This window comes from Haloferax sp. ATB1 (assembly GCF_000730175.1).
On record NZ_JPES01000041.1, the window covers coordinates 78,462 to 98,804 of the forward strand.

A 20,343-nucleotide genomic window follows, 5' to 3' on the forward strand; every position below is an offset into this window, starting at 1 on the left:
GCTTTGAGCATTACCCTAGAACAGGGGATGACGTCGCGGTGGTGACGACAGGAACTATTGACGCAACCCTCTCATTGGCTGGCGGTTCTCCGAGTGGGCCGCTGGTGACCATACTGATGATGACTAGACGGCAATCGTGTCCGACGACGTTTACCGAGAACTCACCTTCGAGGATCTCAACGCGTGCGTCTTCCCAGAGTACGCCTGCCAGTCAGGTTGGAACCAAGGACTCAAGCAGAATACGATACAAATCTATCTGCCTTCGAGATTCCTTTTGTGAACCTTACATCTGGTTTGGCATGCTCCCACACTTCATGTTGGCCAGTAAATATATACTATTCCGGAAATCTGGTTGACATGTACGCACCGCAAGACAATCGGTGCGGAACGATACCGAACACATGATCTCCCGCTCAGTCACCGTCGAAGACATCGATGAGTTGTTCCTCAGGTGGAACGACCATCTCAACGCATCGGCCCTCTATCGGCAAGCCCTCCGCGACGAGATGCAACTTCGCGACGTTGAGCCGCACAAACTCCGCGCACAACTCACCGAAGCGCGTGAGTTGGGCTACTCGCTCGATGAGATTGCAACCATGACGAGTCGCTACGCCGACCTCCAAGCGCTCGTGTACGACCACACCGAGTGACCTCATGTCTGACTCACACTCCTCGACTGACGCTCGCTCCGCCGACCAGCAACGGTCCTCCCAATCCATCCTTCGACACGTCGCGATTGGGAGCGTCCTGTTCACGATCGCTGCCGTCCAGCCAGTTGCCGCACAAGACAGCGTGGTCTGCAGCGCTGAGAAATTGCCGGGGATGGTCGAGGGCTTCTTCCAGATCACGACGACGCTCGGCTTCATTGGGTTGGCAGTCATCTGGCAGGCCGATTCCCTCGCTGAGATCTTCACCGCCAGCCCCGAACAGAAAAAGCGACTCAAAGTCCACAAGCGCGCAGCACTCAAATCCGCCCTCATCTTGGCGGTGCTCGGCCCGCTGTATACCGTTGTGGCGTCGATTATGGGCCTCCCACTCGGCGACTGCGTGAACCTCACTCCCTGGTAAGCGCCCCACCAATCCACCTTTACCCTCCCATGGAGCATCGAGTGCCCTCCGTACTGGTAGCCGCTTTGCTCGTGTCGAGTTCCATTATCGGCCTTGCGGCGGCACAGCCCCCAAGACCAGAGACTGAAACAAACGGCCTCACAGAAAACGAGGCCGCGACGCTCTGGTCTCGCGATAGCGACCGCTACGTCAGCCAACAGGCCTACCAGCAGCAGTACGGCGACGATCGAACGGCACTCCACCAACTCGCCAACGGGACTGACATCACGTTCACGCGCCCGCCGGCGACGGCCGCGACGTGGACGCGCAACGACTTCGCTGACCTCGAGGCCGGTGGCCCAGACACGTCGACGTACCCGCCCCATGCGTCACTCGAAGATGGGACGTTCATCGATGATGCGCACGCGACGATTTTCGCGGTCACGCCATCGACGCGCGGGCACCTCGAAGCGAGCGAGACGTCCCTCTATATCGCTCCTAACGGAACGGTTCGTGGACTCGTCGATTACCGCGTTCGCGTTCCAACCGGGAACGAAACGGGCAACCAGACGGTCGACTGGGCACTCGTCTCCCATGAGATTGAGGATATCCGTCTGAAAATCAACGGTATCCCAGTCGCAACTGCGAGCGGTACTCACACGCCAACGCTGCAGTATCAGACAACGCGCTCGTGGGGTGCAAATCTCACGCTCGAAGCGACCATCTCGGTTCGCCTCAAGAAGACCATCGAGACAACAGTTGGTGGCCAGTCCGAGACGACAGTCAACTATCGGACCGAGACACGAACCGTCTCAGATACACTCGATACCGAGATTTACGACCTCGCGGCGTACCCCTACTACGCGCAGTATCCGAACGGCGATACTGGCGTCGCAGTTTTCCAATCCCGACCGTGGCAAGGCTATACGCTCACCGACGATGAGTCTGCCCGCGTTCGTGGCGTCTGGCGATTCTACACCGCTCGCAACACAGACTGGGACACACTCGTCACATCGACCAGCGCGTCGACGAACACAACACAGTCGGATGCGATTCCCGTGCGAGTGCACGCGTATCCGTCGCAGATTGGCCCGCGAGCAGAGCCCGTTCGGGATGGCCCGGATATCATCGACACGTGGGGGGCTGACCGGGCGTCTCCCCGTGAGACAATCGGCGAGAACGTGACTGTCGAAGTCGTCAACGAGTCGTACACGCCCACGTACGGGCTGGCCGTCCGTGCGAAGACTGTCGACCGGGAGGCGCTTCGGGTCGGCGGGATCGTTCGCGGGGTGAATGCCACAATTGTCGACCCGCAAGTTGGGTCGGCGCGACAGCTTCGTGAGAGTAACCTCTCTGTCGAGCTCGTTTCGCAGACGACGTCGAACGCAACACTCCGAGTTGAGTTGCGCGATAATCAGACGGGTGCACCGATCGCGTCGAACGGGAGTGACCGACAGTACCCGATTGGCGGGTCGTCACATAGCGGGTACATCACGGTGGGTGACCAGCGCGTTGAGACCAACGAGAGTGGCATCGCGATTGTCACGCTCGACGAGCCGGGGATCTACACCGCCCGTTACCACCCCGGCACGTGGCTTGGCCACGACCCCGCGTATGTGGGCGATACGGCCTCCGTTCGCTGGCACCCACTCGGGACTCTCGAGGGCTGGGTTGCGTTCGTATTCGAAGTCGGCTGGCAGGCGATTCCGTTCGTCGTGACGTTCTACGCCGGTCGTCGACTCCTCCGCATGTTTGGACCGACAGATAGCTACTACCGAAATCAATGATTCCGACTGATTCACCAACTGATAGACGTACCGTCCTCCGAACACTCGGCGGGGCCGCCCTCGCCAGCGTTGCCGGCTGCCTTGATGGTAGTCGCGGCTCCGGAACAACGACATCTGACCAGACGCCGGCGGCGACTGAGCGTGCTGGCCCGCTTTCACGCATCGCTGTCGAGGGGCAAGCCATTGTTGTTGAGGTTGATGCTGACGCGCCCGTTGAGCAGGTGAACCTCATTCAACCCAATGGGGAACTGTTCGGGAAACGTGGGCTTGCAGCCGGCGCACGACAAGTCTCGTTCGAAATTGGGACTGCCTACGACCCCGGCGAGTACCGTGTCGTCGCGTTAGATGGTGAGGAGACTGTTGTTGAGGGCTCGCTTTCGATTCAACCGGATCTCAACATCGTCGAGATGGGGATTGGGAGCAATCAGCCAGAGCAGATGTGGAACTCTTCGAGTGATGAGATTGCTGATGAGGCGTTTGTAACCGTTGAGAACCGTGGAACGGGGCCAAACGCGGTCACGAAACTTCTCTTCATCGGGGACGTTCCGTACCCCTCCGATGAAGAGGGGACGAACTACGCCAACCATGACGATGTTAGTGGGATCTATGATCCCGAGTCTGACTCTGAAGTAGCTGAAGTTGTTATTCCAGCTGGGAAGCAACTCACGATCTACAGCTTCCGGTCTCCGTTCGCTTTTGTTCCCGGTTCAGATATCTCGTGTCAAGACGGGGAGCAGAGTGGTGAGTTCAACCTCATCCTCAAAACACGTGTAGCTGCTTCTGAAGTGTCTAAGACCTACGACGTTCAGTATACAGACTCGACTAGTACTGAGGGTTGCAGTATCTCCATCGGTGACCACGATGGTTGATCTAATCGACGTTGTACTTGAGGGATTCAAAGAGGCGCTTAGCTGGTTGACTGGTCTGTTCATGCGAGGTCTCCGAACTGGATACCAGTCTCTCACAGAGGGTATGTTCGGAACTCCAACCCCACGTACTGATGGGCCTATTGTATTTGGAACAGCGTCTAATGGACCGTGGCCTGCGATACAAGACGCTTTAGTTGGCGGTGAGATCATGCTGATCTCGCTGTTGTTGTTGGTGATGTGTGTTCAGGGTCGTCATGCGCTCCGAATTTTCAATATCGGTAGTGCGTACGAGGCAAGACGCACTAAGAAAACTGCGTGGGTTGGTGCGCTCCTCATCGTATCTTGGTACTGGGTTAGTATTCTGTCACTCTATCTCGTTGACGGTTTCACGATCGCCTTGATACCGAGTCTGAGTTCACTTGGAGACACGATGGTCGAACTCCTAGAGGTGTCGCTAACTAACCCAGTTCTTGCCTTTTTATTCGGTGTCGCAGGTGGACTGTCAATGTGGTCCCTTGAGGCGTTCTATTTCATTCGTGAGGTTCTCATCTATGTCTACGTATATGGAATGCCGATTGCGTTCGCCCTCGGTTACGGTAACCTCCCGGTCATCTCTGATATCGCAATCGGGTTCAGCAAACGATTTGCTCCTCTTGCAGTACTTCCCCTCCCTGCAGCAGTCGTATTCAAGGGGTACGACCTACTGTTCTCACAGAATGCTCTCGCTCCAAGTAGTCCATTCTTGAGATATCTTGTAGCAACGTCGCTCCCGCTAATCGCGCTCTATCTCACGTGGAAGACGTTCACGTACGCGACGCCCCTCACCGCGAAGGTGATCGGTGGTGCAACGCGAGGCGCTGCACTCATCGGCGGCGTTGCAGCCGGTGCGTATGTCGGTGGTGCTGGCGTCGCGACGACTGTCGCCCGCTGGGGGCCGAAAGCCGCCGCCGGTCAAGCACTCGCCCAGCGAGCAGCCGCACAGCGTGACTCGACTGATGACGGCGACGGACTGCCGTCGTACCGGCGGACCGAAAACGAGCCTCGCACCCACTAACAATGTCGACAGACCAAGACACAGCCGCCCGGCGTATCATGGACCAGTTCGGCGAAGCGAGTCGTATTCCCTACCTCAACATCGAAGAGGGTGACGTCGGCGTCCTCATCGCCCTCCCAATCTGTGGGTTGCTCCTCGCTGGCCTTACTGGGGTTGAATCACTTGCCGTGCCGTGTATCGCAAGCGGCCTCGGGATGGGCGCAGCCATCGTCTACGTCACTCCCGACCATCTGAACGCGTGGACCTGGACGAAAGACGTCTATCGCTACGTCAAACGGCCCCGGATTACGCTGAGTGCGCCAGAGCACCCTGACGGCCAAACGGACGAAACTGTGCGCAATGAGGGCGGACTCGCGAACTACACGCCGTTTACTCCCGACGAGCGAACCCAAGACCTCACGAATATCGAGCGAGCGTGGCCCGGCGCCGGCGCGATTCAGCGGACCGATGGCGCCATGGAGGCGTTCATCGAGATCAACCCGGGGAACATGGACTTCGCGATGGCCGACGACTGGGCCCAACTCCAGGATGCAGGCGCTGAGTTCGCCAACAAAGAACTCGACTCGAAGCTCAAATTCCACGCAACAACCCGGTCATTCCCGGTCGAACAGATCACCGAGACAATCGAGGAGCGACTCACCGACGAGGACGTCACACAGAACCCGATCTTCCGGGAACTCCTCGAAGAGTATCGGGAGACACGGCCCAAAGAGATGCGTGACCGCGGTATTCAGCAAGTTCGGTACTACATCGGCGTAGAAGTCTCACCACTCGAAGTCTATGACCGATACCGCGACGAAGGCACGCCGGCTGAAAAGCTGACGCAGTTCCCCGTGATTGGGATTCTTTTCAACCCGTTCGTCACGCGGCGTGCAGACCTCTCCGACGTGGAACGTCGCGCCCAGATGTTCGAGAAGCTGGACGACCGGATTGCTGACGTCCGTTCCGAGTTCATCCAGCAGGCATCCGGCTGGTCTGCCCACCGGCTCAGCACGGTCGAACTGTTCGTTTTGAACATGGACTTCTGGAACGGCGAAGAACACGACTTTGAGACCGACGCAGACGTGGTCCGCGAGCAGCCAATTCTCGGCCGGTCACGTCGCGAGGAGGCGTTCGATGCGTAACCTCCCGTTGCAGTCGAGCCGTGATATTCTCACGCAGCTCACCCAGTGGCTCAACAGCCGACATCCCCCGAAGGTGCAGCACTCTATCTGGGGACCATCGTACTCCTCAGCGTCGGTGGGACAGTCCTCTGGCAACGATATCATACCGACGACGAGCAGGAAGTCGACTTCTCGGATGTCCTCGACGAGGAAACCCTTGAAGCGGGTGACGCGGAAGGTCAGCTCCTCGATGATATCTCGGAGTCACACAAGACGGCGACAGCACCGGCGGCAATCGAATGGGAGACGCGAGCCGCCCGTGTCGGTGAGCAATGGACGACGACGCTGTACATCGCTGATTACGCCGACTACCCGAACGACGGCTATCTGAGTGACCTCTTCGAGTTGACCGACGTCGAGTTCGACCTCACGGCGCACATCACGCCGAAGAACCAACAGCGCGCGCGGAACGAACTACAGGACATCGCGGACGACCTGCAGGTCGACGCGGATTTAGAACAGAGCGTCCGAAGCGAGTATCTCCAAGAGCGAGCCAACGAAGCGGCGGCGACGTACAAGGCCGTCGAGAGTGGAGCGAGCGTGTTCGACCAAGGACTGTTCGTCACCGTCCGTGCCGACGACACGGACGAGCTCCAAGACGCCGTCAGAGCAGTCAAAAGCGCGCTCCGTGACGAACCGGCGAATCTCACGCCGAAGACGGCTATCTGCCGGCAGGACCTCGCACTCCAGTCCGCCGCGCCAATCGGTGACAACGTCTTTGGTCGGGAGTCGATTGCCCTCGGCGGTGCTGTTGGGTCCCTTTTGGCGTCGCCACACAACGCGACGATTCTCGAAGAAGGAGGCGTCGAATTCGGGATCCACAAGGACAATCAGAGTCCGGTCGTCATCGACCCGTTCGCCCGTGATAACGGCTATGCGATGTTTACTGTCGGCGACACGGGCTCTGGCAAATCGTTCGGTGCGAAGGAGAACTTCATCCGGTCGATCGAACAGAGCAAGGACCGCATCGGCATTATTCTCGAACCGCTCAACAACTGGGCGGGCGTCTCCGAAGCGCTCGATGCCAAGCGAATCACCGTTGGCGGGACACTCGGACTAAACCCGCTCGAAATCCGCCAGACGCCCGAACACGTCCAGCGGGCGATGGGTGAAGACGCGAGCCCGTTCAACGAGAAACTCGACGACGCGATGAGCTTCCTGACGAATTTCTTCGCTCTCCGCGGTATCTCACTTGGCGACCGCCGAACAACACTCGAACTCGGACTCAGACAGGCCTACGAGCGTCATGGCATTACTGATGATATCACGACACACGGCAACCCGAGCCCGACGATTCGAGACATGTTGGACGTCTTCGAAGAGATGGTCGACGACCCCGAGTCGTTCGTCGTTCGGTCGGACGCAGAAGCTGAGAAACTTAGCGACGATGCAACATGGTTAATCGATCAACTGCGGCCCTTCGAAGAAGCGGGCCGCTACGCGAACCTCGGGAAGGAATCGGAGTTCGACATCCGTGACGAGAAAGTCATCTATCTCGACCTCGCCCAGCAAGAAGGCAGCGTCGACAGCAGTACGGCGCTGACGATGCAGTTGCTCATCTCGCTCGTCTACGAGCGAGCAAAAGAGACGGACAAAGAGGTCGTGTTCGTGATTGACGAAGCGCGGTACATCATGCAGGACGCCGCGAGTCTGGCGTTCCTCGAAACGGTGTTCCGACACCACCGCCACCACGATCTCTCGATTCGCCTCGTTACTCAGACCGTCGACGAGTTCTTCGAGCACGCTGAAAGTGAGGCTATCCTCGACCAGTGTGCCGTCAAGCAGTTCCATCGGCTGGATGGGATGGACGCGGAGTGGGCCGACGAGTTCGGACTGAACCACGCCCAGATGCGGTATGTGCAGGACGCGGTTCCTGGAAATGAAGACGCCGGCTTCTCCGAGGCACTCGTCGGCGTCGACGGTGAGTGGCGCGGTATTAGAGTCGAAGCGATGCCCAAAGAGAAGGAAGTCATCGACTTCGATCCGACCGAGCAGCGCCGGGCGTCGCTCCCCGGAGCTGGTGAGACGGCGGTTTCACCCGAGATTGAGGCCTTTCGGACGGAGTTAGCGCAGCAAGCAAACGGAGAGTCACAAGACATGCAGACTGATTCAACAGCAACTGACAACGGCCAGCTTGGAGGTACCGACGATGCGTGAGCGTGAGTATCTTCGCGTGACGCCCACTTCAGAGGAACTTACTCCTCGTGGTATCCCACAGACGCTCGAGAGTCTCCATAAACTGACCCCTGACAGCTCGGGCCTGCGGTCGAAACTCAACCCGTTTACATCCGCGACCCCACCGCGCTTCGAGTTCCTCGCACTCAGTACGGGACAAGATGCGCCGGTTGAGTTCTACTATGGTGCTGACGACTATCTCGGAACACTCGAAGACCGGCTTCGATCGATCTATCCGAAAACGTTCGACATCGAGCGTGTCGAGGTGGACGTCGCGTCGAAGCTGATTCATCCGGTTGCATTGTCCCACGAGGAGTTCGTCGAGCGCTACCAGCAGGGTGATCTGAAGTATGAGTTCGCCGACGACGAACAGTATTCGGCTGCAGATGCCGAGGCGGACGCGACGCCAGACGGTGGTGCAATAGAGGGAACGAAGTCTGAGGCTTCACCCACGGCTGCTGAGGACGACGTGGGTGGAAGAACGGCGGACGGACTGGTGTCGATTGGAGAGACAGTTGTCGAACTCGAAACGACTGATTCGCTAGCAGACGAGGTTCCGCCCACGTCAGTCGAGAAGCCGACGGTGACCGCAGACGGGACGATTCTCGCCCGCCCCGCAGCCGACGCCGTCTCACCACGGGGCGTGCGGTGGTGTGGGTCGGAAGTTCGGAAACAAGACTGGATGTCGTCGTTGACACCGCTGACGGCGACGCCCGACGAGAGCACGCTGCCAGCCGTCGACGAACCGGGAGCTGTGCTTGCGTCGCTAATCGACCATCTGAACGATGCACGCGAACCGCTCGCGTTCCAAGTCGTGTTTCAGCGCCGAAAGAGCTGGCAAGCCGATGCGGAACTCCGCAAAGAGGACTTGAATGATGGCCGGGACACGCTGTCGCAGAAAATCCTTGGCGACCTGCTCGACCCCGAACTGGAGTACGAACGACGCACCCGCGACGAGTTGAGTGACATCGTCGTCAAGCGGCTTGATGCGATTGATGCGGTCAATCCCAAGCGCTCGTACACGACGAATATCCGGGCGATTGGCGTACCAACGAGTGAGGTTGGTCGCGACGCCCTTGATGACCGCCTGTCGTCACTTGCGCCGGTGTTCGACCCACTCGATGGCCCGTTCTACGAGATCGAAGCGACGCGGCTTCGAGACCGTGGCTTCCGACAATCGAAGAAAGAACAACACGCACGAGCAGCGCTCCAGCGACTCCTCTCGCGAGAGGTGACGACTGGACGTGGTAAGACCCGGCCGGAGTTAGTTCTCTGTGGTGCTGAGCTTGCGAACTTCATTTTAGTACCATCGTCGGACCAACTGACGGTTGAAGGGACGCGCGGGACACGTGCTGAACAGCAGAGTCGTGATCCGCTTCCGTGGCCCAACCCCGACTTAGTCCAGCAGTTCCAGGAGGGGATGGCTATCGGGTATGCACTCGATGAGAACGGTTCGCCGCAACAGCGTCCGATTCGGATTCCGCCGAAGCTCCTGACGACACACTACGGCCGGTTCGCCTCGACTGGAAGCGGGAAGTCGAAAGCAATCATCAACGATGCGCTGTCGCTACGCGAGACGACCGGTGGTCCCGTTGTCATCGTCGATCCTAAGGGCGACGGGATGTGCGCCAACTACCTTCGGAGTCACTATGACCGCTTCAGCGGGTTGGACGATGTCTACCAGTTCCGTGTCCCCGAGACGATTCCCGCGTTTTCCTTTTTCGACATTCGACCAGCACTCGAAGCCGGAAGGAACCGAGAAGACGCGATTCAGGACAAGGTCGACCACTTCCACGATATCATGCGGATGATCATGGGCCGCGAGCAGTATGGACAAGCGTTCGTTGCCAACGAGATCCTCAGCTACCTCATCAAGGCGCTGTTCGACGAGGAGTACGGCAGCGATGTCTTCGGGTTGGATGACCTCTTCGCGGCCGCGCTTGAGATGCAGCGGGAACGAACTGTGCCGCCGGTTTCGGCGGACAACCGGAGCATCGAGGAGTCGCTTACACGGCACTTCGCGAAGGACGACCACCAGTTCCAGGTATCGATGGACGCCGTCGGGAACCGCCTCGATAAGCTCCGAGAAGACGCCCACCTGCGACGGATCTTCAGCCACGTTCCGGAGCAGGACGACAACGGCGAATACGTCGACAACCGATTCGACTTCCGCGAGTTCCTGGACGAAGACGCCACGATTCTGTTCGACTTGGGCGACCTCCGCCCGGAGGCACAGCGAGCGATCACACTCCTCCTGTTGAGTAACCTCTGGGACGCAGTGCAGGTGCGTCGACGTGACGGGAACACGGACTACGAAAATCTCACCAACCTCATCATCGAGGAGGCAGCCCCCGTCGCATCAACGAAACTCGTTTCCGAGCAGTTGCTTCCACAGGGGCGGTCGTTCGGTCTGAGCATGGGACTGGTGATGCAGTTCCCCGGCCAGGTCCGAAATCGGAGCGAACGCGCCTACGACGAGGTCCTCAACAACATCAAGACGAAGCTCATTGGAAACATCTCCATCGAGCGTGGCCTCGCTGAATCGCTGGCCCACGAAGATCTGAGCCCGACTGACCTCAGAAATCGGATCAACACGCTCCCCAGTGGGGAGTGGATCGCCCAACTCCCGAGTCCGTCATTCGGGGAGACGGGCCCAGCCCCGTTCTCAGTGAAGCCGCTCCCGATAGCGGCCGGCCATCCAGAGAGCGACGAGCCGCTCTCTGTCGAACAGGCGGACCACTTCGAGACCGTGGCCTTGCCACGACTGTCGGAGCGAACACAGGCCCAGTATGGGCTTGGTGAGGTGAGTAAGTCGAGCCCGACCCGGGATGAGCCTGATTGGGGGAGTTCAGGAGCCGATACAACAGTTACCGCTGATAGCAATCGCGTGGAAACAGACTCCACGCAATCCTCGTTCATCGGACACGAGACACCAGACGTGTCGTCGGTATCGAGCAATACGGATGTTTCCGACGTTGAGCCACAGGAGAGTGGCCAGGTGAGTAATTCGTTGTTTACCGTGGCAACTGAGGGTGAAGAGGAGCCACCGGGCGACGGGAACGGGCACCCGGAAGATCGCTCATCGCCCGTCCAAGCTAGTGAGGTCCCTGTCTCCGATAACGAACTTCGGAAGCGTGGCCTCAGCTATGATGATGTCCACTTCCTCAGCCACGTCCTTGAGGTGATGAACCGTGAAGCTACTGAGTATACACTCCTCAACTCGATGCGGGCCCTCCGAGACGAGTACGAAGACCTCCACTTGGAACGCTTGACGGAACAGAATCTCGTTGAGGACGCGTCTGCAGCCGGTCAAAAGTACTATACTGTCCTCCCGGCAGGGCGGGAGCTGCTCGGACAGAAGCTCCAAGTTGGCCCTGGCCAAGGCGATATCGGGGAGAAAACACCACACAAGGTCGGTGTTCGCCTCCTCGAACGGTGGCTCCAACAGCAGGACGATGTCGTTCGCGTCGAACCGTACTACGAATACGACGACAGGACGGTGTTCGACGTAGCTGCGTTCAACGACGCTGGCGAACTCGTTTGGGTCGGCGAAGCTGAACTCCCGAGCAACAACAGCCACGCACCGGTCGACGACTACGACAAGCTCAGCGCGGTGGATGCCGACGCGATTTGGGCATTCAACAGCCGCCAGACCGCTATTGAAGTGCTTGAGACACTTGCTGAAGCGGACCGAATCGAGGAAAGCGTCAGCGGACGGGCAGCACGGTCGTTCTCGAACATCAAAGACGCAATCAGCGAACTTGATGCCGAAGGCATGGCCACCGTTCGCGGGTTCACAAATCTCAAACAGGAGGTCGACTCATGACTTGGCGACAGGCAACTCGTGAAGAGATCTACACCTACTACGCCGAGGAATTCCCCAGCTACGTTGCCGACCTCCCTGAGTTCATCACCGCAAACGGGCCGAAACAGTATGCCGTCGCTTTTCGAGACCCACACCCGGTTCGCAAAGATGATATCCCTGACAGGGACTTCATCCGCCGGGATACGTGGCAGACAGACCGGTCCGGTGAGCCGACGACACCCGCGTTCAACGAGTTCGAGGACGTTGTGGGGTTCATTCGGGACCCCGCTCGCAGCGACCCCCTCGGTCGGAGCAACTTCGCACTCGCAGATCCGTCGGTCCTCGAGAAGCCGAACCCACGCCCTGATGCCGTCTACTATGCGTTGGACCACTGGGAACGACCATGGGTGCTTCTCGTCGATATCGACGCGAAAGAGATCGCTCGGAAACGAGCCTCGGATACGGTCTTCGAGGATAACGACCGGGACAACGAGGCACTCCTCGACGCCGCCGGTATTCTCGACGCCGAGCCCGCGGGCTATCCGTATGCCTTCGAGGATATCGACCGCGCTATCGAATACGGATTCGAGGTGCGAGACATCTTTGAGGTGGACTTCAACGCCGAGGAAACGATGGTCGTGTATAGTGGACAGGGCGTCCACGTCTACTTCCTCGATACGGACCTTGCACATCGATACGACGAACAGAGTCGCGAGGTATTGAACGACCTCCTCTTAGAGACCTATGACATCCCTATCGATCCCGTCGTGACAGCCGACCGCCGGCGTGTCGCACGCCTGCCCTACTCACTCCACGCCGACGTCTGCAGCATCGTCCAACCAATAGAGAGCCCTGGTTTCGACGTGCAGTCGGCAACTCCGGAGGTGATCGACGAATGAGTCCGAGAACGCCCACCGACGACGAGGAGATGGCGTATCGAGTTGCGGCACTTCCGCCTGAGTACGGTGACACCCGTATCAACCAACTGTTCACGCGTGGCTACAATCGATACGTTGTCGACGGCGAAGAGCAGCCTGCGGACCTCGTGAACGACATTGAACGGTTTGGGACGGCCGCGTTCAAAGAGCAGGTTCGTGCCGACGCTGCCAAAGAGCCGTTCGTTGACGAACCGGCGACACTCGCCGTGCTTGCGACTCTGAGTGCGATCTGTGTGAAAGCACATCCGAAGTTTGAGCACGCGTCGCCCCGGAACATCCAGGTACTCTACGACATCCGAGAGCTGTACGTCAATAATCTCGCATCACTCCTCCGAAACCACGGTGATGGCACGCTCCAGCAGGACATTGCCGAGGTGCTGTACAGTAAGGAACCCGGCGAGGATGGGCCGCATCCCGGACGGGTCTGTACGGGCATCACGGAGATGCCGGAGTTCGGGGACGGCCTGTACCTCGAAATCCCGATGGCGGCGGCATCACGCAAATGTCTCGTTCGGAAGGGTGGGGAATCAACGAAGACAGACGACGGCGGAGAGATACTGACGCGAGTGAAAGACAACCACCTGTACGTCCCGGTCGGTGATTTTGACAGTAAGTATCGGGACTACGCTGAGCAGGCGTTCAAGAAGCTCCTGCGGGTGCAAGAAGACGGGCTCTCCGACGACCAGCTGACGTGGTTGACCACGAACGAGTCCGCGATCACGGAGCGGATCGACCGCTTCCTCGAGACCGGCCATCACGAGCGTATCTGGCGGAACTGGGACCGTGGGGAACGGACAATCAGAGTCCTTCGACGGGCGCTGAGTGACGCCCCCGACGACGTCGCCCAGAAAGGGGAGTTCTTTACAGCGAAAGAGCTCTATCGAGCAGTCGAGGCGTACGAGGCCGATGACGACTGGGAATCGTCTGTAACGGATTGGATCTCGAGTCCGAGCAGTCTCGCGAAGACGCTGGCCGACCACGAGTCACATTCGGCGGTCACCATCGACCGCGACGGGCGCGTCAACACCTATCGAATCGGGAGGGCCGGAGCCGGCGCCGAACAGATCGAGGTTCGGGAAATCGAGGATCTCTTCGAACTCCCCTGTATGGCGAATATGGAGGAGCGACTCCACGAGAAGAAGCCGGTTCGGAAGGATCTCTACAACTTCGCACGGATGGTGATGTGGCTGCCGCAGTACCAAGACGGCAGCCTCGACGAAATCGTCGCGGACCTCAAGGACATCTTCTCCAGGTGGCCGTGGTACGACGAGCAGGAAACTGAGTACCAAGTCCGCTACGAGTTCTCGAACACGATCGGCGGGGACACGCCGTTGCCGATGAACTGCGATAACGACGATATGCAACGGTACTGCATCGGCAAAGACCAATGTCCCTACTCGATCTGGGGCAGTCTTCCGTTCCCGGATGAGATGTATGAGCAGGTTGATGAGGAATCAGCTGGTCCCGCTGAGCAATTCTGAATCATAGACTATCCCGAATCTGTGGAATCCTTCGATACAGAAATACAATGTACCACCGTTCAACCTTGTCTAGAACGACTGAAACCAAGTTTATCGGCTAACTTGTCTGCCTAGCGTGAAGACGAAGAGTGCAATCAGAAACGCCCCGGCAAGGGCTTCGGTACCAGCAACAAATCGAGCAAGGGAGGAACCAGGAGAATATATAGCGGATCCTAAGGAGGTGAACGTTACGGCACTTAGATATAGACCTTTTAGCCAAATAACACCAACGTCTGTAGCAGGCCCACATTCACTGAAGCAAGGCAGTATCTTCTGTACACCGTCCGGCGTCGAGATTCCCAAAAGAGAATAGAGACTGCCAGAGACAGGGAGTACAAATACGGACCAACCCAAAGGATACCACGGGCTCTCCCCATACTTACAGGAGTATCTGAGTAACTTATTCTTCCAAAGCTTCCGGCGCAGACTCTTCACCTTACTCCCGTCTTCAGTATCTCTGAGCTGTTGCTCGAACTTAGCATGTTCTGCCTTCTTCTGTTTGACAAAGAAGCCGGATGCGATTGAGTCCGCTCCTAGCGCCTTGGCGCCGTTCTTAGCGCGGGTGTATGTTTCCGCCTGGTGTTGGAGTTGGGTAGAGCTGCTGTAAGGTCCGTTTACTAACCGGTCTTCAGTTTCGTATATCGGTGATTCGTCGAGTGAATCTTCGGGGTAATCGAACGTGTGGATGTCAAACCCATTCTTTTCCAGTTGGTCTTCTATCTGGATAAAGTCGAAATTAGAGAATTTTGTACACATAAACAGATACTCACCGAGCGTCCCCCGAATCAAATCAAGCTGTACATCGCCGATAGTACAGTAGCGTAAATCATAGAAGACGCCACCACCCTCAGGCACCATCAAATTGCCACTGTGGGCAGTCGTACCAGCACGGAGATCAACTACTGATGGAAGTCCGCCCCCGGGGTCGCAGTTGAATTCTTGGAGGTCACACTCTGAAAGGACTACTTTGCGGGGTAGGTCGACATCCCTAATGATGAAATCCTGTTTTGCGTCAACACCCGTGAAATGGAGATTGCCGCGTATCGCCCCATTCTCAATTTGGAATCGTTCGGTAAATTCGGTGTGGCTGGCCTTCAGCTCCCTATTAAGATAGCAAGCCTTCAGTCGGAAATAGTCATCATACCTGCCCTCAAGATGGAACGGGGTCGAAAATCGTGAGCGGTTGAACGTGGTCTCACCGTAGGTCCGATTCGGCGCATAATGGAGGTGATTTCGGAAATGAACGCCGACAAACTCACGCCGCCCCTGAACCGTAGTCTTACTTTCCCGATATCTCTTGAACACACATTGGACAGCACGAAAGTCGAAATCTATGGTAGTGTTCTTCAGTTCGATAAAATCTATTACTGTGTTCGTCAATTCGGTGCTGTCCGTTTCGATATCAGAAATAGAGTCGGGGGTTAGGTTGACTGACTGGAATGTTGCTCCGAAGACATCCTGACTCTCTTGAAGGAGTTCGGTGAATACATCTTCATCAGAGAGGTCGTGTTCTTTTCGAATTGAGGTGTCAATATGGTATCGACAGAAATCTTTTCCATCAAGTGGTTCTACCCCACATTCGAACGGTTCGTCGGGGACAGCCTTGGTTTGATGTGTCCTCTCCCACTCCTCAGGAGAGAATACATGGTCGCACATACTATTTCGTGTTTGTTTCATTGCAAATATATTTCGTCATCTGCTGCCTTGTTAGCATAGCTCTAATGCGATAAAATACAGGCCCATTGGAAGTCGAAAACTCAAATTGCGGTGCTGGTTTTCTCAGTCCCAGTCAGAGGTTGTCTTCTACCACGAGCTCTGTTTCGAGAATGTTGATCAGCGCATCTTGGCGATGTTCCAAGAACTCTTCATACCGTGGATAGGTGTAGGCGCCAGCGTCCGGGAGGTGGTGAATCTCCTTTGCAAGCCGTCTATCGACGCTAGAACTTGAGAGCCAATCTTCGGGGTCCTTCTCACCTTTCGATTGATTGCCAGCCCCGTGAGGAAGGAGTGTGAAGTTCGCAAACTGGTTCACATTTTCATCACAGAACGAGATTATCCTCTCGATTTCCTCGGCGTCCAGTTCGGCCGCCGTGAGTTTGGTTTCAAGATAGTTATCCTTGTTCCGGAGTTTGCCTGCCGGGTAGAAATGGTCGATCTCGATCGAAGTAACGTCGTCTTTGGCCTCTATTTCCAGTAGCGTAATCGCGTCATCGTCAGGGTCGAAATCCTTTCCGACACCACGTTCGGCATAGAGTTTCGTCAAGAGGTAGTTACGAGCCGTCGTCCGAGAGCTGTGGTCGGCGTCGGTAACCAGAGACGTGACGCTGCGACCGACCGATTCAGCTGCTGGCGTGTCGGTATCGCTTACATGAACCCCGAGGGTAACTGAGCCATCGCGGTACTCTTTGAGGAGTGCAGCAACGTTGAACGACTCAGCAGCGACGTACTCCCGTACATCAGTCAGCACGCTCATCGAGGAACTCACATTGAAGATGTTGTTCAAGACGGTCAGCTGAAGCCAGTACTCCATCCGTCTCCGGTCATCGGATGAGATATCGGTGTAGGAGTCCAGATCCTCACGCCCCTCCCAGCAGTACTGCATAATTGGTAACAGGGCGGTTTTCCCGGTGAGACACTTCCCAGTTAAACCGAACTCTTGAGTGACGAGAGTGAACGCCATTCGAACCGTGTCGAAGAACGAGTCTCCCCAAACATCCTCAAGTGGGCTAATCGTTTCCGGAACGAGATTGTCCTGTTCGAACGAGGGTTTCTCGCCATTCAGATACAGCAACGACCTGATGAGGAACCCCTTCCCGAAGCCGAAACTGTACGTGCTGAATTCGCTTGTGAGCTGGGAAGCGCGACTCTCAAAAACGTCCTTTGGGTCGCTTCCATCCTCATCGAACATGTCCCAGTACACCGTAATCAGAGAGAACGCGATATCGGAATTGCTGAGTTCCTCACCGCCCTTGTTCCGGCGGACGAACAGTTCAAGCGCCTCTTCACTCACCATGTCCCGAACTTCCTCACAGGGGATTTGCTCAGCCGTCAGGGCGCGTTCCAACCGCTCGAGGTTCACCGCGACTCTCTCGGGCAACTCATCGGCACCGAAGGATGCTGGTGAAAGGAGCCCGTCAACGGATATCTCGTTGTGGTCACGCCAAGCGGCGTTGATCGGGAACCAGTACTCGTCATTTTCGAGGTCGTATGCGTCGGCCTCGTTTGCGTAGTCCTGCTTGCTCTCGCGGCGGAACTCAAAGCGGTAGATGTTCTCTTGGGCGTCATCCGGTCGTGACCGGTCAGGGTCCGTCAGGAGGTCCAGACACAGCTGCTTCTGGTGATATGAGTTGTATTTGTCTGTGTGCTTCCGATAGCGGTGGTCGTAGAAACTCCCGCGAAGGGCGATCAGAAACGAGGTCAACCGCTGTTGCCCATCGAGAGCGAACGTGTAGGACTCAAACGCCGCGTCGGTAGCTACTTTCTCACTATGATAGTTGACCGTCTCCGGCGCGTCCGTATTGGGGAAGTTCGACCGATTTGCATAGTGCCGAATGAATTTGTATTTCGCTTCCTGGTTTGGATCTGCATCGTCAGCCGTTGCGTTCCACAGCAGGAGCGTCCCGATGGGCAACCCGCGGAGGAGTGAATCAAAGAGGTCCTCAATATCTTCCAGCCCCCAGCAGAATTCCCGTTGGAGGGAAGGGATGAACACCGGCGCTTCATCAGTGAGTGAATCAGATTGGTAGGGGTCTACTAGGCGGCCAAGAATCGATTCAACGGACGTCCGTGAGTGGCTTAGTTCGATATCTCCCTCATAACTGGTCCCGGGTTGGCCATATGAACGTCTCACAAGCCACGCAAATATAATCCCTGACAGTTACTGTGGAGGCTCTGAAGTCGGGTAGCACCTGCAGAAACGAAGCAGGGCAAACGAGAGTACTATCTATTGCTGATGAATGGCTTCGTTGAAATCCTATTATTCAATATTACCGTCGGTGAAAGCCCCGTGAGCGGGTATGCACAGTCAGTGTGGGAGACCAGCCAGTCAGAAGAAAACCTCCGGCACCAGCAATAATATCGACTCCGACTGTCCGGGTTACGAATATTGTGAATGACTGCAGAACCCCGAGCAGGAAGGTAGCTAGCACAATGGCAAGGAATTCGCTTCTCCACCGACAATATATGGGGCATCTTCACTGTCCATGGTAAAGATATTAGATATTACGGCATAGTCCCTGTGGTAGTTGAGCACACCTAATTAACGGCCAATTCTCTATCGAAGGTGCGAAGCAAACATTGGCAACATTCTGCATTTATCCCATGTGTTCAGCAAGCCAGGTGTGTGAGTTAGGAAGGTTCCAGCAGATCCGCTCCTCTCAGCATATCGAAAATTATACTGCAGACAAGAATTAGGTTCTTCTGAACTTCCGTCGAGCAATTCTCAGAGGCTAACACGACCGGAATTGGGAGAACCGAGGGTATTTCACGATTATAAGGGCCGATCAGGAGGACTTCGAGAGACTCAGCACAGGTAATGCAGCGGTTCCAAGGTATCCAGATCCGGCCGTAATCACCTTCGTTACCCAGCCGTCGAGCAATTTTTGAGATTACATCATTACTTTGGAACTCGTCGAGGTATTTTCTACCGCCTCAAATCGGCCCGACGGGGTTCTTCTTCGATTTGAGGACGTCATATTGTCTTGCATATCGCGGTTTTCGTCCAAAGAAAGAGACGATATGCAATGTGCGAAGGCCGCCGGCTCTCTCAGGCCGAGGGGCCATCACAGGGGTAGCGGAACTACGGAAGTATCAGATTTAGCGCATTGGTTGACAGGGTGCGTTTCGGTGGGGTCTGTTGCCCCCGCGAGGGGGTGGCGGGGCGCGTCACGTGCCCCCCAATAGACGATGGCTTCGGAACAACGCAGTAAGACACGAGCAGCGGATCACGCAGCAACTACCACTGACGGTGAGGCGCCGTGGGCGGACCTCGAGATGACGGTTCCGACCGACCGGAATCACGCGTCGGTCGTCGCGCTCGTGGAGTGTACTCTCGTCGAGCTCACGCACGAGGCCGTGGGAGCCGTCTTCATCTCCCGGCAGGTCGGGCGGTCGACGCGGACGCAGTACGTCGCGGCCGACGACGTCGGCGAGGAGTTCCAGAAGCGGCACTTCGACGACCGGCTGGGCTGGCACGAGACCACCGTCCCTCGACGAACCGTTCGCGACGAACTCATCACTCAGCTCACGCGGTCGGCGTCAACGACGGCGGAGCGGTCAGGTGAAGAAGCAGCCAGCGAGCCAGATACCTTCGTCGTGACGCCAGTTCGAGAGCTCCAGAACCCGTAGCGGCTAGACTTAACCAACATTCCGAACCGATACCGACACCGTGTTGGTTAACTCTGGGGCTGGATCCACTCCCTCGCCCCCACCCACCGCTCTGTCCCTCGAGTGAGTGTATCCTGGCGGCCGGTCCGCTCGAACGCCCGTCGCGACGGGTTTTATCGGGGCACTGTTCGTCGAGTGCGAGTATGGTCGTCGTCGAGGAGGTCACCAAACTGAGCGCGCGCCGTGAGGTCCACTACCTGTGGCCGGAAGGCCATCGGTGGAGGAAGTGCTCCACGAGCGGCTCAGTGGCCCTGCAGAAGCCGTCGCTCCCGACGGAGGTCGAACGGGGGACGTTCGCGACCGGCTGGTCGTTGACAAGAACCCAGAGTCACAGGACGATCTTGAGCCCCTCACGAAGCGTGCCGTCGCCGAAGCGATGGACGTCTCACTTCTCTCGAAAGGTGGCCGCTACGAGGTGCAGTCCGCGTCCGGCAACAGGTGCGAAGTCGACATCGTCGACGAATCATGTACCTGTCCCGACTGGCAGCAGCGTTCACCCGAAGGCGGCTGCAAGCACCTGCGTCGCGTCGATCACGAGATCAAACGGGGCCGCGTTCCCCGCCCAGACGGCCGCCTTCCTTCCCAGTAGGCCGACGAGTG

General features: G+C 57.2%; 12 protein-coding genes and 2 pseudogenes. 12 read left to right on the forward strand and 2 right to left on the reverse strand.

The genetic code is table 11. The annotated features are described in order from the left end of the window. Positions 1 to 401: 401 nt before the first annotated feature. The 10 genes and pseudogenes from ATB1_RS06895 to ATB1_RS06940 all read left to right on the forward strand — a co-directional run bounded on the left by ATB1_RS06895 (position 402) and on the right by ATB1_RS06940 (position 14,319). A complete protein-coding gene (locus ATB1_RS06895; RefSeq protein WP_004968218.1) occupies positions 402 to 650 on the forward strand; it encodes a hypothetical protein in 249 nt (82 codons plus the stop codon). A 4-nt stretch (positions 651 to 654) separates the two neighbouring features. Then, entirely contained in the window at positions 655 to 1,068 is a 414-nt protein-coding gene (locus tag ATB1_RS06900) for a hypothetical protein (protein ID WP_008094371.1), read from the forward strand. A 29-nt stretch (positions 1,069 to 1,097) separates the two neighbouring features. Next, the gene (locus tag ATB1_RS06905; protein WP_042662862.1) at positions 1,098 to 2,834 is read left to right on the forward strand and encodes a hypothetical protein; all 1,737 of its coding nucleotides are present in this window, start codon (positions 1,098 to 1,100) and stop codon (positions 2,832 to 2,834) included. After that, a complete protein-coding gene (locus ATB1_RS06910) occupies positions 2,831 to 3,703 on the forward strand; it encodes a hypothetical protein (protein WP_082256310.1) in 873 nt (290 codons plus the stop codon). Before ATB1_RS06905 ends, ATB1_RS06910 begins: the two co-directional genes overlap by 4 nt. Continuing rightward, positions 3,696 to 4,757 (forward strand): hypothetical protein, encoded by a 1,062-nt coding sequence (locus ATB1_RS06915; RefSeq protein WP_042662908.1) that lies wholly within the window; start codon positions 3,696 to 3,698, stop codon positions 4,755 to 4,757. Before ATB1_RS06910 ends, ATB1_RS06915 begins: the two co-directional genes overlap by 8 nt. A 2-nt stretch (positions 4,758 to 4,759) precedes the next feature. Further along, positions 4,760 to 5,881, forward strand: a complete 1,122-nt coding sequence (locus ATB1_RS06920) for a hypothetical protein (protein WP_042662864.1) — start codon at positions 4,760 to 4,762, stop codon at positions 5,879 to 5,881. After that, positions 5,874 to 8,077 (forward strand): annotated as a pseudogene (locus ATB1_RS06925) (VirB4 family type IV secretion system protein). Before ATB1_RS06920 ends, ATB1_RS06925 begins: the two are co-directional and overlap by 8 nt. Continuing rightward, entirely contained in the window at positions 8,070 to 11,921 is a 3,852-nt protein-coding gene (locus tag ATB1_RS06930; RefSeq protein WP_042662866.1) for an ATP-binding protein, read from the forward strand. The pseudogene ATB1_RS06925 and the gene ATB1_RS06930 overlap by 8 nt, the downstream one beginning before the upstream one ends. After that, positions 11,918 to 12,799: a DNA primase gene (locus ATB1_RS06935; protein ID WP_042662868.1), complete on the forward strand. Its 882-nt coding sequence runs from the start codon at positions 11,918 to 11,920 to the stop codon at positions 12,797 to 12,799. Before ATB1_RS06930 ends, ATB1_RS06935 begins: the two co-directional genes overlap by 4 nt. Continuing rightward, entirely contained in the window at positions 12,796 to 14,319 is a 1,524-nt protein-coding gene (locus ATB1_RS06940; RefSeq protein ID WP_042662869.1) for a primase-associated protein, read from the forward strand. The genes ATB1_RS06935 and ATB1_RS06940 overlap by 4 nt, the downstream gene beginning before the upstream one ends. 90 nt (positions 14,320 to 14,409) lie before the next feature. Here the strand turns inward: ATB1_RS06940 and ATB1_RS06945 are convergent, their stop codons facing one another. Then, complete coding sequence (locus ATB1_RS06945) at positions 14,410 to 16,014, reverse strand: ion channel (protein ID WP_042662870.1); 1,605 nt, start codon at positions 16,012 to 16,014, stop codon at positions 14,410 to 14,412. Between the two features lie 133 nt (positions 16,015 to 16,147). After that, the gene (locus ATB1_RS06950) at positions 16,148 to 18,208 is read right to left on the reverse strand and encodes a DUF262 domain-containing protein (protein ID WP_157837725.1); all 2,061 of its coding nucleotides are present in this window, start codon (positions 18,206 to 18,208) and stop codon (positions 16,148 to 16,150) included. 1,055 nt (positions 18,209 to 19,263) lie between these two features. Between ATB1_RS06950 and ATB1_RS06955 the strand changes: the two genes are divergently transcribed. Continuing rightward, the gene (locus ATB1_RS06955; protein ID WP_042662872.1) at positions 19,264 to 19,704 is read left to right on the forward strand and encodes a hypothetical protein; all 441 of its coding nucleotides are present in this window, start codon (positions 19,264 to 19,266) and stop codon (positions 19,702 to 19,704) included. Between the two features lie 218 nt (positions 19,705 to 19,922). Beyond that, a pseudogene (locus tag ATB1_RS06960) lies at positions 19,923 to 20,332 on the forward strand (hypothetical protein); the annotation flags it as partial. Positions 20,333 to 20,343: the final 11 nt, after the last annotated feature.

Excerpts from the sequence above, each read along its gene's own strand:
- ATB1_RS06895 (WP_004968218.1), top strand. The coding sequence starts at position 402 with ATGATCTCCCGCTCAGTCACCGTCGAAGACATCGATGAGTTGTTCCTC.
- ATB1_RS06900 (WP_008094371.1), top strand. The coding sequence starts at position 655 with ATGTCTGACTCACACTCCTCGACTGACGCTCGCTCCGCCGACCAGCAA.
- ATB1_RS06905 (WP_042662862.1), top strand. The coding sequence starts at position 1,098 with ATGGAGCATCGAGTGCCCTCCGTACTGGTAGCCGCTTTGCTCGTGTCG.
- ATB1_RS06910 (WP_082256310.1), top strand. The coding sequence starts at position 2,831 with ATGATTCCGACTGATTCACCAACTGATAGACGTACCGTCCTCCGAACA.
- ATB1_RS06915 (WP_042662908.1), top strand. The coding sequence starts at position 3,696 with ATGGTTGATCTAATCGACGTTGTACTTGAGGGATTCAAAGAGGCGCTT.
- ATB1_RS06920 (WP_042662864.1), top strand. The coding sequence starts at position 4,760 with ATGTCGACAGACCAAGACACAGCCGCCCGGCGTATCATGGACCAGTTC.
- ATB1_RS06930 (WP_042662866.1), top strand. The coding sequence starts at position 8,070 with ATGCGTGAGCGTGAGTATCTTCGCGTGACGCCCACTTCAGAGGAACTT.
- ATB1_RS06935 (WP_042662868.1), top strand. The coding sequence starts at position 11,918 with ATGACTTGGCGACAGGCAACTCGTGAAGAGATCTACACCTACTACGCC.
- ATB1_RS06940 (WP_042662869.1), top strand. The coding sequence starts at position 12,796 with ATGAGTCCGAGAACGCCCACCGACGACGAGGAGATGGCGTATCGAGTT.
- ATB1_RS06945 (WP_042662870.1), bottom strand. The coding sequence starts at position 16,014 with ATGTGCGACCATGTATTCTCTCCTGAGGAGTGGGAGAGGACACATCAA.
- ATB1_RS06955 (WP_042662872.1), top strand. The coding sequence starts at position 19,264 with ATGGCTTCGGAACAACGCAGTAAGACACGAGCAGCGGATCACGCAGCA.